The following is a 14263-nucleotide window of genomic DNA, read 5'->3' as shown; positions in this document are numbered from 1 at the left end:
CTTAGCTTTATGAAACTAAAAATGAGCTAAGGGGTATGAATACAATTTCAACATCTGTTAAAGATAGACTTGCAATTATTACTTTAAACAGAGGCAAATCTAATTCGCTAAACCGCGAAATGGTAACCGAATTAACTGCTATGCTGCACAACATTGAGCAAGATGACAATATCGGCGGTGCCATTATAACTGGAAGGGAGAGTTTTTTTTCGGCGGGTTTAGATTTAATTGAGCTTTATCATTACAACGAAGAAGAGGCAAAAAGCTTCTGGTATTTATTTCTAGATTTTGTTGCTAAAATCACTGCCTTCAAAAAACCTTTAGTGGCTGCAATTAATGGCCATAGCCCAGCTGGCGGTTGCGTAATTGCCTTAGCTTGTGATGCCAGAGTGATGGCCGAAGGCAGGTACATTATAGGCTTAAATGAGGTTCCAGTTGGCATTATTGTTCCAAATAGCATATTCTCTCTGTATTCCTTTTGGCTTGGAAAGGCTAACGCTTATAAAAACTTATTAGAAGGCAAACTATTTTCTCCTGACGAAGCTTTAACAGTTGGCTTAGTTGATGAGCTGGTAAAATCAGAAAGTATTTTAACTGCCGCCGAAAGAAAGGTGCGCAAATATATGTCCTTTGAGGCAAACACTTGGCAACAAAGCAAGTTAAACCTACGTAAGGAGATTATTGATGCTACAAGTGCCGACCAAAGTGAAGACTTAGAGCTGATGCTCAAGCAATGGTGGTCGCCAGCTACAAGAGCCATTTTAAAATCTTTGATAGACGGGCTTAAATCGAAAAGTTAAATTAAAAATTAAAAAGCGGCTTTCTAACTGCTAATATCTAACTACTAAATACTAACAAATGTACAACCAACCAATGTTAAAAGATGATGCCCTTAAGGGTAAAACTATTGTAGTTACAGGCGGCGGAACTGGGCTTGGCAAAGCAATGGGCAGCTATTTCCTAAAATTAGGCGCCAACTTGGTAATTACCAGCAGGAAGTTAGATGTTTTGCAAAAAACCGCTCAGGAAATGGAAGAGGCAACTGGCGGCAAAGTTTTAGCGGTACAGTGCGATGTTCGTGATAACGCTCAGGTTGAAAACGTATTGGCAGAAACTTTAGCGAAATTTGGTAGCGTTGATGTATTGGTAAATAATGCCGCTGGCAATTTTATTTCACCTACCGAGCGTCTTTCAGCTAACGCATTTTCTAGCATTATTGATATTGTACTTAAAGGCACTGTAAATTGTACCTTAGCTTTCGGGAAACATTGGATCAAGCAAAAACAGGCGGCAAGCGTATTAAATATTGTCACTACTTATGCGTTTACTGGTTCTGCTTATGTAGTTCCATCTGCGTGTGCCAAAGGTGGGGTGCTTGCTCTAACCAGATCATTAGCGGTAGAATGGGGTAAATATGGAATCCGTACCAATGCTATTGCTCCGGGGCCATTCCCCACTAAAGGTGCTTGGGATAGGTTGCTTCCCGGAGACTTAGCTGCAAAATTCGATTTCAAAAACCGTGTACCTCTAAAACGTGTAGGAGACCATCAAGAGCTAGCCAATTTAGCTGCCTTTTTGGTAAGTGATTTCTCCAACTACATTAATGGTGAAGTAATTACTATTGATGGCGGCGAATGGTTGCAAGGTGCCGGACAAATGAACGGCTTAGAGGCAATTCCATCTGAAATGTGGGATATGTTGGAGCAAATGACTAGAAATGCTAAGGGGAGTTAATGCAGATGATACGGCACTCACTCACACTTTAAAAATCACCTCCGTAGCGCCATATCCAAACTTCTCTTTTCTGGCATCCATAAAGGTGCGCACTTGCGGGTGCTTGCTAATTAGCTTATGGATCTGATTGCGCAATGTGCCGTTGCCCACCCCATGAATAAAAACAATCGACTGCATTTGGTGTACAATAGCCGCATCTAATATTTCCTGAAATTTCTTCAATTGTATTTCTAAAATCTCACTCTGCGATAGAAAGTGGTGGTCATCACGTAGCTTTTCAATATGTAAATCAACCTCTTGTGCTGGCTTAAACACCTTTGGTTTTTCTTGTTTTACACTGAAAAAACTTTCTTTCAATTTTTGTGCGTCAATTACCAATGGCGCTTCATCTAATCGGATTAGCCAACCGTATTTATTGATTTCGTTGATTTGACTTTTTGCACCACTAAAATCTTTCGACTTAAATCGCTTGTGCAATTCAAAAGGCTTTTTAGGTGCAACATTACCAGTACTAAAAAATAACGATTGAAAGGTGAAGCTAGGCCAGTTATCTAAATCGCCGAGATTGGCCGTGTAAACTTGCACACTACTTTTTGGCTGAATTACACCGGCAAAATCTCCTTTGAAGACGCCTCCTTTTTCAGTTTTTAATGTAAGCAATAGCTGAAATGAACTACGATTTACCAAGGTGAAATGAGCAACTACTGATCCTTTATTGTCTTCTGCAACGGCTAAATAAACGCCGTTTTCAACAAACTGATCATCCACTTTTGCGACAGGCATTGCATTATTTGCAGTATCCGCATTGCTGTGATGCCCATGTACATAGGTCAAATTACCTACCGCTACCGGAATTTCAAAGCCGTCTTCATCGGTAACACCTACTGACGCACTATCGATAATTCTGGTAATATAACCTTCTCTTTTTTCGTCGATGAAACGGACGTAATCCCCTATTTTGAACATTTTTAGTAGTTAGTAGTTAGATTTTAGTATTTAGATTTAGTCCGGAAGTCGGATGTCCGAAGTCGGAAGATATATTTCTTACGAATTGCATAAAGATAAGCAAACGAAAGTTGGATGTGCAAAGTCGGAAGATATAATTTCTTATGATTGCATAAAGATAAGAAAGCTCGGAAAATAGCAGGCGATTTTAGTTCAACAATCGAAATTCGTAAGTCTAAAATCGTCAATCAAATTACCATTTTATTAGCGCACTTGCCCAGGTAAAACCAGAGCCAAATGCAGCGAGGCAGATTAAGTCGCCTTCTTTTACTTTTCCTGCTTCCCAAGCTTCGCTTAGTGCAATAGGAACAGAAGCGGCAGTGGTATTTCCATACTTTTGAATATTATTGAACACTTTATCATCGCTTAAACCTAATAGCTGTTGTACGTACTGGCTAATGCGCAAATTAGCCTGATGAGGCACTAGCAAATCAATGTCCTTTGCAGTATAATTATTTGCGTTAAGCGCTTCGTTAATTACTTCTGGGAACTTAACTACTGCTTTTTTGAAAACCGCAGGGCCATCCATGTAAGGCAATGCCGCACCACTTTCCAACTGTTCGTTGGTGATAAAAAGCCCGCCCAATTCCTGATCCGGAAATGCAGGTTTATCTTTCAACCACTTGTTGGCATGCGCTCCCGGATAGTGCATTGCTAAAATTTCGGCATCGGCGCCATCACTATGCAAATGTGTGCTCAAAATACCTTGTCCATCCTTGTTTGCTCTTTGTAAAACTGCAGCTCCGGCGCCATCGCCAAAAATTACAGATACATTGCGACTGCGTGTTTCAAAATCCATTGCAAACGAATGTTTCTCGCTGCCTACCACCAAAATATTTTGATACATTCCTGTTTTAATGAACTGATCAGCCACTGACAAGGCATACACAAAACCCGAGCATTGGTTACGGATATCTAAAGCACCTATTTCTTTCATGCCCATTTCTCGTTGGAGCAATACACCGCAGCCCGGAAAGTAATAATCTGGACTGAGGGTAGCGAAGATAATAAAATCGATATCGGCTGTAGTTACGCCTGCCCTTTCCATTGCCACTTTAGCGGCCTCAATGCCCATTGTAGTGGTGGTTTCTTCGTACCTGTCGGCAAAACGACGTTCCTTGATCCCGGTACGCTCTTGAATCCACTCGTCGCTAGTTTCCATGAACTTGGACAAATCGTTATTTGTATACACGTTGTTAGGTACGTAATGACCAATACCAGCTATTTTTGACCTGTACATATTTTGGGTGGTTTGATTTTCAAAGATAGGTTAATTTACGATTTTAGTTTGACGAATTACGATTGACCGGCACAAACGAAAGACTGCAACGTCGGTTTTCCCTTTGCGCCACTTTGCGAAAGCTTTAAAACCTTTACGGTTATTATTCACGCAAAGACAAGAAAGAGTTTAGCAAAGAACGCAAAGTCTATCCTTCTTGCTTGAGGTTTGTCAAAGTTTGCAATTAGTACAAGTCTTGGTTCTACAAACCCGATTGTAGTGGAAATACTTTTTGTTCCTGTCATGCTGAGCTTGTCGAAGCATTTTGCCTAATAGATGCTTCGACAAGCTCAGCATGACAACTATTTAACTGTAGTGCCTAACAAAAAGATTTTAACGAAAAGCGGGACTGGCGCAACCGAAGAACCATAGGTTTTGCTTTTCAAAAAATATAAAACAACATCTTAATCAAATGTTCCTCAACCAAATCGTAAATCTACAATCGTATTTCGTAAATCAATTTGTATTTTTGCAGCATGTCAACAGAAACCAAAGAAGAAACCTTCACACTTGAGGAAATATTAACTTCACTGAAAACGGTGCATCGTTTAATTTTGTGGAACGATGATGTGAATACTTTTGACCATGTGATTTGGTGTATGATGCGTTATTTGGACTACAGTGAAACCCAAGCCGAAAAAATTGCTTGGGAAGTGCATAACAAAGGTAAATGCGCCGTGTTAGAGGGCTCGTTTACTGAAATGGAAGTGTACAGAAAAATTTTACAGCAAGAAGGCCTAACGGTTACTGTAGATTAGTTTTTTGAAGATAATCATCTAATTTTTTCTTTGCGGTTTGGCGCACTTTTCCTTTGAAAGCGTTGGTCCATCCTAAAATAAAACCGCCAAAACCAAAGGCTTGCTTTGCCCACTTGTAGAAATCGAAATTATCGGTATGTTTTACAATTTTGCCGTTGTTGATTTGAAACTGAGCGTTGATTTTGTTAACCACTTTTTTTCCGGTTGCTGTAAAGGTGTAATGCGCTTCCCAATAAGCTGTAACTTGATCGCCACTTTGTTTTACATCGCCAAAACTTAACTTCATATCTGCACCTCTTGAAATCAGCATTTGCCACATGGCCCTTACCTCTGTAGCATTGAGGTTGCTGAACACCGCATCGTTAAAAATGGCATTGTCGGCATAACTATTTTGCATTGTTTTAAAGTCCTTTTGCTGAAAGGCGGTATAAAATTGGGTAATCAATTGTTCGTTAGCCGTCATGATTTTAGGTTTTAAAAGATTAAAGTTAAATTTAAAAAACAATTAACGCTGCAAAAACATTAGTTGAAAAAACGCTCATTAAATTTGTATAGCTTTATTGCTCACAAACATATATCATTCTAAATAATTAAAAAATATGAAAAGACACGCAACTGCCATGTGGAATGGCACTGGAAAAGATGGTAAAGGTACTTTAACTACACAAAGCACTACCTTACAAGATACGCAGTATTCATTCAAGAGCAGGTTTGAAGAAGGTGTTGGCACCAACCCTGAAGAGTTAGTAGCTGCGGCGCATGCCGGCTGTTTTAGCATGAAATTAAGCTTCAACATTTCAGGCGAAGGCATTACTCCAGAAAGCATCGAAACCAAGGCTACGGTTAACCTCAACCCCGAAAAAGGTGCAATTGACAATATCCACTTGGTGGTAAAGGTAAAGGCTGAAGGTTTATCTCAAGAAAAATTTGATGAGCTAGTAGCTGACGCCAAAGCTAACTGCCCTATTTCCAAATTGTTAAATACAGATATTACGTTAGAGTCTGAATTGTTATAAGCAATTTTAAAGGCGTTTAACGCAGTTGAATTTAAAATGAAAAAGGCCGCATCCACGGCCTTTTTTCATTTAATTAACTATTAACCATCCTAAAATCTAAACATGGTATCTTTACCGCCAACCTTTCCTCCAAAATTTTGAATGTTGTAGGTGAAGGTAAAGAGTCCGTGCCTACCAATATTGTTTATCCTTAAATCCCTAGCGGTATTCTCGGTAATGTAAACGTAGCGGCGGTTATTGGTATTTAAAATATCGTTGAAGCTACATTTCAGTTGCAGCCTATCATTTTTAAGGAATAGCAATGTAACTGCAGCATTCCAATAGTTGAGCGTATTGCTTTGTCCGTTGAGTGTTTGGGTGTTATACTGTAGTTTGTAATTGGTTTCCCAAACTACCTTTTTTGGAAAGCGGATAATCAACTCTGTATCGCTGTTGTGGTTGTAGTAATTTAAATCTCTAAAGAAATCACTTTCGTAATTGCTGCTATTAAAACCAAAGCTGTAAGTTTCGCCAAGCTCAAACTTGTCGTTTAAGTTAAGGCGACCTCCTAAACGAGGACCGCCATTAATAAGTACACTTTTACTTTTCACGCTGTTTACAATCACATAACTTTGATTGTAATTTCCCCAATAGCCTGTGCTTAAAGTAAATTGTCTTTTAGTTCCTTTAAAATCCTTTGAAATGTTACCGTTGCTATGGAACTGCCAAATGCCATTTTGGTTAACAGGCGTAGTAGTTTGCACACCACCATCGCTTACTGTTCTGGACATGATTATTCCATCATTTTGTACGCTACCGCCCAAGTATAGGTTATAACTTAGTGTTTTTTGTGTATCGTACTTATACAGGTTCATATTTACCTGATGTGTTTTTGAAGGCTTTAAATTTGGATTTCCATTTTGGATGAAAAAAGGATTGGTATTGTTTGCAACCGGTTGCAGGTACCTTACATCGGCCTCTCTAAAAGATGGAGAATAGCTAAAGTTTAAGCTTTTATACCTGATAGTTAGTTGAGGTGCAAAAAATTGGAAATGCTGATCAAACCCTTGGTTGTTGGCAAATTCATTTTTTAAATCGATGGTGTTGAAAACAAAACCCGGCTGTACATTTAAATCTTTGGTGATTTTCCATCTCAAACTTAGTCGGTTATTAGTTTTGAAACCACTTTGGTTCACCGTTTCGCTAAGTAGCGGAACAGGAATATCGTATGCTTGGTTGTTAGGATTTTTAATAAAGGTAGCCAATGCATTTTCATTATCTAAAAAGTTAGCACTACTAGCAATACTAAGTGTTAGCACTTTACTAATTGGCTCGCTATAATTTCCGTTAATGTTAAGATTTAAGTTTGAAATGTTGTTATCCCTCCATTGATCCAAATACTCGCTTGGCTTTGTTGGAATGAAAAAATTGCTTTCATTAATATTGTAACTATCCGTTAAGTTTTCTCTTTTAGAAAAATTGAATGTTAAATTTAAGGAGCGGCCTGTTTTCTTGAAATCTTTCCAAATACTTGTACTTAAGTTAATATCGGCAGCATTACCTTTAACTTTAGAACTGTTATCGCCATTACTTTCTAATAGTAATTGATTATTAAAGGTTGATGTTTTGAGCAAGCCGCTGGTATTCAAAATGCCAATGGAAATATTTGGCTCTATGGTAAGCTTGGTTAAGCTATCTAATTTTGCCTCTATGCGCCCGCCAAAATTGTGACTATAATTTCGGCTAGTTTGCTGAGAAATGGAATTGGTAAACACTCGCCTATTCGCCAGTGTTTGATCCACGTCTGTCTGCTGATCAGTAAAGTTATCGCTGTAACCTAAAAAGTACTTGCCATTAATTTTAACACCTTTTTTGGTGATGGTATTAAAGTTAGCACCACCGCCCGCAGATTTTTGGATACCGCCGTTCATTGAGCCTCCAAAGGAAATTCCATTTAAACTGAAAGCACCATCGGAATTAATAGAGGTAGAGTTAACTCCCGAACGTTGAAAACCACCAATGCGCATTACGTCAGAAATGCTAAAGCCCGGCTTATTTGCATTGTTACCGTAAGCTAAAACACTTACTTGTGTGGTATCTCTGAAAAAGTTCATAATACCGCCGGCTTCAAACAATTCCCTAGGACCAGCACCAGCATACAACTTTCCAAATGCACCGCTTTTAATGGCCTTTTTAAGTTTTAGATTGATAATTTGAGGAATGTTCCCAGCAACAATATCCGGATCTCTACGCTTAGCCTCAGGATCGTCGGTGAGCTGCACTTTATCAATGATATTTGCAGGAAGATTTTTAGTAGCAATTTGCTGGTCGCCTCCAAAAAACTCCTTTCCATCAACTAAAATTTTACTTACTGATTTTCCATTCACTAAAATGCCTCCATCTCCATCAATAGTTACTCCTGGCAGCTTTTTCAACAAATCTTCTACTACGGCACTTGGCAAAGTTTTAAAAGATTCGGCATTAAATTCGATGGTATCTTTACGAACTATAATTGGTGGTCGCTCGGATTGGATCACCACCTCGTTCAAATTATTTGTTTTCTCAGAGAGATAGATATTGCCCAAGTTTACATTCAGCTGCGCCGGATCAATGGAAACTTCCTTACGAACCACATTGTACATCCAAGCATTAATTACCAAGCGGTATTTGGTGTTCGCTTCCAGATTGGCGAGTTTGAAAACTCCTTTATCATCAGACAGCTTGTAGGTATGCAACACGGTATCTGCACCCTTAAAAACAGAAATTGTAGCAAAATTGAGGGTCGTTTTTTTGTTGGCACTATCTAACAGCACACCAGTAATGGTTCCTTTTTGAGCGTTAGAGATTTGAAAAATAAAAACGAAAAGTAACAGCGGTAAAATTTTCTTCATTTGAATGGTTTTAGTCAAAAGACGCAACCCAGCGCCCAATGTTGCACCAAATGAAGAAATACACGCAAAGCAATGGACAAGCCAATGCCAATATTTTTACATTAACAGCTGATAATTAAGCCTTTCCAAACCTTTCTTCAAATACTTTTTCTAAGGCAAACATTTCATCGCGTAGGCGTGCTGCCAGCAAAAAGTCCATTTCTTTGGCTGCTTTTTGCATTTCCTTACGTGATTTATCAATGGCTTTTTGCATTTCGGGTTTGGTCATGTATTGCACCACCGGATCAGCAGCTACGCTAACTTCATCAACTTCTACATACGCTTTTGCCCTGGCTTTTTGTTTTTCCGAAACCTCTAAAACGGATGTTTGCTCTAAGATTTCTTCCTTAGATTTTCCGACTGTTTTTGGAACAATGCCATGCTCTAAGTTATAGGCAATTTGTTTTTCCCTGCGTCGGTTAGTTTCGCTTATCGTACGTTCCATAGATTCGGTAATGTCATCGGCATACATGATTACCCGACCCCGATCATTACGGGCAGCACGACCAATAGTTTGAATCAGGGCCCTGTCAGAACGTAAGAAGCCTTCTTTATCGGCATCCAAAATAGCTACTAAACTCACCTCTGGTAAATCCAAACCCTCACGCAGTAAGTTGATTCCAACCAAAACATCAAACTCGCCCAAACGTAAGCCGCGTAGTATTTCTACACGTTCCAACGTTTTTACTTCCGAGTGGATGTATCGGCATTTAATGTTAAGCCTATCCATGTATTTGGTAAGCTCTTCGGCCATGCGCTTAGTTAACGTGGTTACCAATACCCTATCGCCTTGTTTGATGGTTTTATCCACCTCATCTAACAAATCATCCACTTGGTTAATGGCAGGTCTCACTTCAATCAGCGGATCTAATAATCCGGTAGGCCTAATTACCTGCTCAATTACCACACCACCCGATTTTTGCAATTCGTAATCGGCCGGAGTTGCGCTTACGTAAATAGTTTGAGGTGCTAAACGTTCAAACTCCTCAAAGTTGAGTGGACGGTTATCCAAAGCTGAAGGCAAACGGAAGCCATATTCCACTAAAGATAACTTACGTGATCTATCTCCGCCGTACATAGCTCTAATTTGCGGTACAGTTACGTGACTTTCATCAATCACCATTAGGTAATCATCAGGAAAGTAATCAAGTAAACAGAAGGGGCGCATTCCGGGGGTACGGCCGTCAAAAAAACGTGAGTAGTTCTCAATTCCAGAGCAATAACCCAATTCCTTCATCATCTCAATATCGAAATTCACCCTTTCTTCCAAACGTTTTGCCTCTAAAAGCAAACCATCACCAAGCAACTGATTTTTACGAACTTCTAACTCTTCTTGTATGCCCCAAATGGATTGGTTAAACCTGTCTTTAGGTGTTACGAAAAGATTGGCTGGGTAGATGGCAATATCTTCCAACTTCTCTAACGTTTTTCCAGTTACAGGATCAATAGCTGATAGTTCTTCTATATCATCTCCAAAGAAAGAAATGCGATAGGCATAATCCATGTAGGCAGGATAAATATCTACCGTATCCCCTTTTACACGGAAAGTTCCTCGTTTAAAATCATTGATCGTTCTGGCATATAAAATTTCAACCAAATGATGTAAAAATGCATTTCTACTCACTCTCGTTCCAACCCCAAAACGATACACTGATTTGGAAAAATCATCAGGGTTTCCCATACCGTAAATACAAGAAATAGACGAAACGATGATGACATCCCTACGTCCCGAAATTAAGGAAGAAGTAGAGCGTAAACGTAGTTTCTCAATTTCCTCGTTAATTTGTAAATCCTTTTCGATATAGGTATTGGTAGTAGGCATATACGCCTCGGGCTGGTAGTAATCGTAATAGGAAACGAAATAATTTACCGCATTTTCGGGGAAAAACTGCTTCATTTCACCATACAGCTGCGCCGCCAAAGTTTTATTGTGGCTTAAAATAAGCGTAGGCTTTTGAGTTTGCTCAATTACATTAGCCACCGTAAAAGTTTTACCCGAGCCGGTTACGCCCAACAGCGTTTGATAATGCTCGCCTGCATTAACGCCTTGCACTAACTGATCTATCGCTCCCGGCTGATCGCCAGTAGGTTTATATTCTGATATGAGTTTGAACTTCATTATTACAAAGATAAGATATCAAGCTAAACAATTTTTAGCTTAAAGAAGGTTTATAAAAACACAAACACGTTTATTTACCTAGTAAATCAAAAGTTTAGTTTTTGATTTACTAGGTAAATGCATAAATGGTTACGTGATAGAACAGGTATATCAACTCAAACGACAAGGCCTGGAATTGTTTTTTTACAGAACACAGGCCGGAGCAGAATGTGATTTGGTTTTGGTGGAGGGGCTTAAACCAATAGCTTGTGTAGAAATTAAATTGTCGAATAGCCCTACTGTATCAAAAGGTTTTTTGAATTGTATTGAAGATTTAGAACCTACCAAGAGCTTCATCATTACACCAAAAAGCGAAACCTATCAGTCGAAAACAATAGAGGTAACTAACTTAAGTCATTTTTTAAACAGCATCTTGCCAACACTGTAGTGCGCTGGCAAGATGCTGTACATTACTTACTTTTCTTTACTTCTAGCTGCATTGGATTAATACCTTCTGATTGACCTCTGCCAGCCATTTGTTTTGACTTAAACAATTGGAACTTAGAAGGCGAAGCTTCAGTTGCACCCCAAGTATTATTGCTTTCATCAATGTCAGCTGTTTCTCTAAAAGGATCAACCTTGATGCTGGCCACTTCTTTATCAAGTGCATAAAACTTAGACGTTTTCACTTCATTTAAGCGCCAAATTTGTGCCGGAATTCTATCCAAAGTTTTAGTGCCATCTTTAAACGTAAACTCTACAATAATTGGCATTACCAAACCGCCCTTATTGCTGAAGTTCAACTCGTAGAAATGTTTATTGGCGTACTTTGCTTTTTCATCAGCCGTAAACTCGTCTAAAGGCAAGGTTACTTCAATAGTTTTGGCCTTAGTGCTATCAACCTGTACCAAGCCGCGGGCATATTTCCAATAAAAATCCCTTGCCTCTAAATCCTGATCAGTATAGAATTTAATGCGTTTATCTTCTCTATTGCGAATTTTACTGATATCATCATAAGTTAGCAACGGCTTCTCCACTTTTGCTTGTTGCTTCATTGTTTTTGCAGGCTTAGGAAAATCAGCTTTAGCGTAACGTACTTCATCTAACGAGATATCGCAAGCATCAGTGCTGTAAAACCAGCCTCTCCAAAACCAATCTAAATCTTCTCCACTGGCATCTTCCATAGTTCTAAAAAAGTCGGCCGGCGTTGGATGTTTAAAAGCCCATCGCTTTGCGTATTCTTTAAACGCATAGTCGAACAACTCACGCCCCATGATGGTTTCGCGTAAAATATTTAAGCCTGTAGCCGGTTTTGAATAAGCATTAGGTCCAAACTGAACAATGTTTTCGGAGTTAGACATGATAGGCTCCAATTGATCTTTTGGCAACTTCATGTAAGGTACAATGGTATAAGCTGGCCCTCGTTTGCTAGGGAACTTGTTATCCCAAAGCTCCTCGGTAAGGTACTCTACAAAAGTGTTTAAACCTTCGTCCATCCAACTCCACTGGCGCTCATCACTATTGATAATCATCGGGAAGAAGTTATGTCCAACTTCGTGAATAATTACGCCTAGCATGCCATTTTTTACGGTTTCGCTATAAGTTCCATCTTCGTTGGTACGGCCGTAGTTAAAGCAAATCATCGGATACTCCATACCATTTGCAGCTTCAATACTTTGCGCAACAGGGTAAGGATAAGGAATGGTGAAATCAGAATAAGTTTTGATGGTATGAGCAACTGCCTTTGTCGAAAACTTACTGTATAAATTGTAGGCTTCTTTACCGTAGAAACTCATGCAAAGCACATTTTTGCCATCTACCTTTTGATTCATGGCATCCCAAATATACTTGCGTGATGATGTCCAAGCAAAGTCTCTCACATCTTTAGCATAAAAAATCCAAGTTTTTTTTGCGGTTGATTTTTTTGCTTCTGCAGCTTTAGCCTCAGCTAATGTTACAATTTCTACTGGCGATGTAGCCACTTTCGCTTTGTTGAATTTTGCCAGTTGCCCTGCTGATAGTACTTGTGCGTAGTTTTGGCACTCCCCTGTTGAACCAACCACGTGATCCGCAGGAACGGTCATTTGCACTTTAAAATCACCAAAGGTTAATGCAAACTCTCCGCGACCAGTAAATTGGTGGTTTTGCCAACCTTGAAAATCGCTGTATACGCACAAACGAGGATACCATTGCGCCATCGTAAATAAGTAATTGCCATCAGTTGGGAAATATTCATAACCCCCGCGGCCGCCCATCGCAATCCTATCGGCAATTTTATAGCTCCAATCTAACTTAAACACAAATTTTTGTCCCGACTTTAAGGTTGGAACTTCTATCCTCATCATCGTTTTGTTGATGGTATATTTCAGGCTTTTGCCTAAAGCATCTGTTAATTTCAAAATACGGAAACCGTAGCCATTATCAGCATTGCTTAACTCAAAGCCGCTAATTTGTTTATCGGTTGTACGCTCCGGCATTTTACTTGCACTTTGGTAATTGGCGTTGTTCACGCTGCTGTGCTGGTTTTCATCTAGCTGCAACCAAATGTAGGTTAACGGGTCGGGCGAATTATTGGTATAAGTAACTGTTTCGCTACCTTTTAAAGTTTGTGTCGTTTCATCCAATTCGCATTTGATGTCGTAATCAGCACGTTGTTGCCAATATTTTACGCCGGGCGCTCCACTAGCTGTGCGCTGCTCATTAGGCGTTGGCAAAATGGTGCCCAATTGCTCAAACTTATTTCCGTGGTTGCTACCCGGATTATTTTGAATGTTTTGAGCTACTGCTGTTTGCATCAGTAATACTGCGCAAAGCGATAAATAAGAAAATTTCTTCATCATCTTTCTTTTAAAAAGGTATTCTTTGTATGGCCATCTGCAAAGCTAAAGCAAAAACTGCCGATGAAACAAATATAATCCAATCTCTTCTTTTGGTTTTGAACAAGTTAAGCATTGACCATGATACTGCCAATATTAAAATCACGAAAACCACTTGACCAACCTCCAGTCCCACGTTAAAACCAAACAGGCCCCAACCAATATTTTGATCTTTAGCCAGCATCATGCGCACCGAATTGGCAAAGCCCATACCATGAATTAAACCGAATATAAGTGCCAAGTAGTAATTTAAAGCTATTTTTTTTTGTATTTTTTCCTTACGGAAGAGATTAAATAAAGCGGTGAGAAAAATAGTACACGGAATTAAAAACTCCACCCATTTGCTACTAAACCGAATTATATCAAAAACACTAAGTGCCAAAGTAACCGAGTGCCCAATGGTAAATGCCGTAACTAAAATTAAAATTTGTTTTAAGTGCCGCGTGGTGTAAACTGCAACTAATGCTAAAATAAAAAGTTGGTGATCTAGCGCATCTAAACTAACTATATGTGACCAGCCTAGTTTAAAATAAAACAAAAAATCGGAAAAGGGCATAATAAAACTTAGTTTAGCGTCGTAATGTTAGC

The 14263-nt window shown here is 39.2% G+C and carries 12 protein-coding genes; 5 read left to right on the top strand and 7 right to left on the bottom strand.

From position 1 onward, the window contains the following. Window positions 1-35 precede the first annotated feature (35 nt). Window positions 36-800 carry an enoyl-CoA hydratase/isomerase family protein gene (locus tag DUT68_RS17480; protein ID WP_113639523.1) on the top strand — a complete coding sequence of 255 codons (765 nt, stop codon included), beginning with the start codon at window positions 36-38 and terminating at the stop codon, window positions 798-800. A 58-nt stretch (window positions 801-858) separates the two neighbouring features. Beyond that, window positions 859-1734, top strand: coding sequence for an SDR family oxidoreductase (locus DUT68_RS17475; protein WP_113639522.1), 876 nt, complete (start codon window positions 859-861; stop codon window positions 1732-1734). Between the two features lie 21 nt (window positions 1735-1755). Here DUT68_RS17475 and DUT68_RS17470 read toward each other — a convergent pair whose 3' ends face one another. Both DUT68_RS17470 and DUT68_RS17465 read right to left on the bottom strand, forming a co-directional pair. Beyond that, a complete protein-coding gene (locus DUT68_RS17470; protein ID WP_113639521.1) occupies window positions 1756-2700 on the bottom strand; it encodes a Smr/MutS family protein in 945 nt (314 codons plus the stop codon). A gap of 232 nt (window positions 2701-2932) precedes the next feature. Beyond that, complete coding sequence (locus DUT68_RS17465) at window positions 2933-3979, bottom strand: 3-oxoacyl-ACP synthase III family protein (protein ID WP_113639520.1); 1047 nt, start codon at window positions 3977-3979, stop codon at window positions 2933-2935. Window positions 3980-4494: 515 nt separating this feature from the next. Here DUT68_RS17465 and DUT68_RS17460 point away from each other — a divergent pair. Beyond that, entirely contained in the window at window positions 4495-4776 is a 282-nt protein-coding gene (locus DUT68_RS17460) for an ATP-dependent Clp protease adaptor ClpS (RefSeq protein ID WP_113639519.1), read from the top strand. Here DUT68_RS17460 and DUT68_RS17455 read toward each other — a convergent pair. Continuing rightward, entirely contained in the window at window positions 4763-5239 is a 477-nt protein-coding gene (locus DUT68_RS17455; RefSeq protein ID WP_113639541.1) for a nuclear transport factor 2 family protein, read from the bottom strand. The two genes, DUT68_RS17460 and DUT68_RS17455, sit on opposite strands and share 14 nt — an antisense overlap. A gap of 136 nt (window positions 5240-5375) precedes the next feature. Between DUT68_RS17455 and DUT68_RS17450 the strand changes: the two genes are divergently transcribed. Next, entirely contained in the window at window positions 5376-5792 is a 417-nt protein-coding gene (locus DUT68_RS17450) for an OsmC family peroxiredoxin (RefSeq protein ID WP_113639518.1), read from the top strand. A gap of 89 nt (window positions 5793-5881) precedes the next feature. On the opposite strand, the gene DUT68_RS17445 is transcribed toward DUT68_RS17450, so the two are convergent. After that, on the bottom strand, window positions 5882-8662 hold the full coding sequence (locus DUT68_RS17445) for an outer membrane beta-barrel protein (RefSeq protein WP_157960913.1): 2781 nt from the start codon (window positions 8660-8662) through the stop codon (window positions 5882-5884). 115 nt (window positions 8663-8777) lie between these two features. Further along, a complete protein-coding gene (gene uvrB, locus DUT68_RS17440; RefSeq protein ID WP_113639516.1) occupies window positions 8778-10820 on the bottom strand; it encodes an excinuclease ABC subunit UvrB in 2043 nt (680 codons plus the stop codon). A 133-nt stretch (window positions 10821-10953) separates the two neighbouring features. Here uvrB and DUT68_RS17435 point away from each other — a divergent pair, with 133 nt between their 5' ends. Further along, window positions 10954-11247, top strand: a complete 294-nt coding sequence (locus tag DUT68_RS17435) for an ATP-binding protein (RefSeq protein WP_157960912.1) — start codon at window positions 10954-10956, stop codon at window positions 11245-11247. 22 nt (window positions 11248-11269) lie between these two features. Here DUT68_RS17435 and DUT68_RS17430 read toward each other — a convergent pair whose 3' ends face one another. Further along, window positions 11270-13639, bottom strand: coding sequence for a M1 family metallopeptidase (locus tag DUT68_RS17430; RefSeq protein ID WP_237088372.1), 2370 nt, complete (start codon window positions 13637-13639; stop codon window positions 11270-11272). A gap of 7 nt (window positions 13640-13646) precedes the next feature. Then, complete coding sequence (locus DUT68_RS17425) at window positions 13647-14231, bottom strand: HupE/UreJ family protein (protein ID WP_113639513.1); 585 nt, start codon at window positions 14229-14231, stop codon at window positions 13647-13649. Between the last annotated feature and the right edge of the window lie 32 nt (window positions 14232-14263).

The organism is Pedobacter zeaxanthinifaciens (assembly GCF_003313335.1).
GTDB classification, from domain to species: Bacteria; Bacteroidota; Bacteroidia; order Sphingobacteriales; family Sphingobacteriaceae; genus Pedobacter; species Pedobacter zeaxanthinifaciens.
The sequence above is the reverse complement of the archived record's forward strand: the minus strand, read 5'-3'. Positions and strand labels throughout refer to the sequence as shown.

What these genes read in the sequence shown, in the direction of transcription:
- DUT68_RS17480 (WP_113639523.1), top strand. Translation starts at nt 36, where the DNA reads ATGAATACAATTTCAACATCTGTTAAAGATAGACTTGCAATTATTACT.
- DUT68_RS17475 (WP_113639522.1), top strand. Translation starts at nt 859, where the DNA reads ATGTACAACCAACCAATGTTAAAAGATGATGCCCTTAAGGGTAAAACT.
- DUT68_RS17470 (WP_113639521.1), bottom strand. Translation starts at nt 2,700, where the DNA reads ATGTTCAAAATAGGGGATTACGTCCGTTTCATCGACGAAAAAAGAGAA.
- DUT68_RS17465 (WP_113639520.1), bottom strand. Translation starts at nt 3,979, where the DNA reads ATGTACAGGTCAAAAATAGCTGGTATTGGTCATTACGTACCTAACAAC.
- DUT68_RS17460 (WP_113639519.1), top strand. Translation starts at nt 4,495, where the DNA reads ATGTCAACAGAAACCAAAGAAGAAACCTTCACACTTGAGGAAATATTA.
- DUT68_RS17455 (WP_113639541.1), bottom strand. Translation starts at nt 5,239, where the DNA reads ATGACGGCTAACGAACAATTGATTACCCAATTTTATACCGCCTTTCAG.
- DUT68_RS17450 (WP_113639518.1), top strand. Translation starts at nt 5,376, where the DNA reads ATGAAAAGACACGCAACTGCCATGTGGAATGGCACTGGAAAAGATGGT.
- DUT68_RS17445 (WP_157960913.1), bottom strand. Translation starts at nt 8,662, where the DNA reads ATGAAGAAAATTTTACCGCTGTTACTTTTCGTTTTTATTTTTCAAATC.
- uvrB (WP_113639516.1), bottom strand. Translation starts at nt 10,820, where the DNA reads ATGAAGTTCAAACTCATATCAGAATATAAACCTACTGGCGATCAGCCG.
- DUT68_RS17430 (WP_237088372.1), bottom strand. Translation starts at nt 13,639, where the DNA reads ATGATGAAGAAATTTTCTTATTTATCGCTTTGCGCAGTATTACTGATG.
- DUT68_RS17425 (WP_113639513.1), bottom strand. Translation starts at nt 14,231, where the DNA reads ATGCCCTTTTCCGATTTTTTGTTTTATTTTAAACTAGGCTGGTCACAT.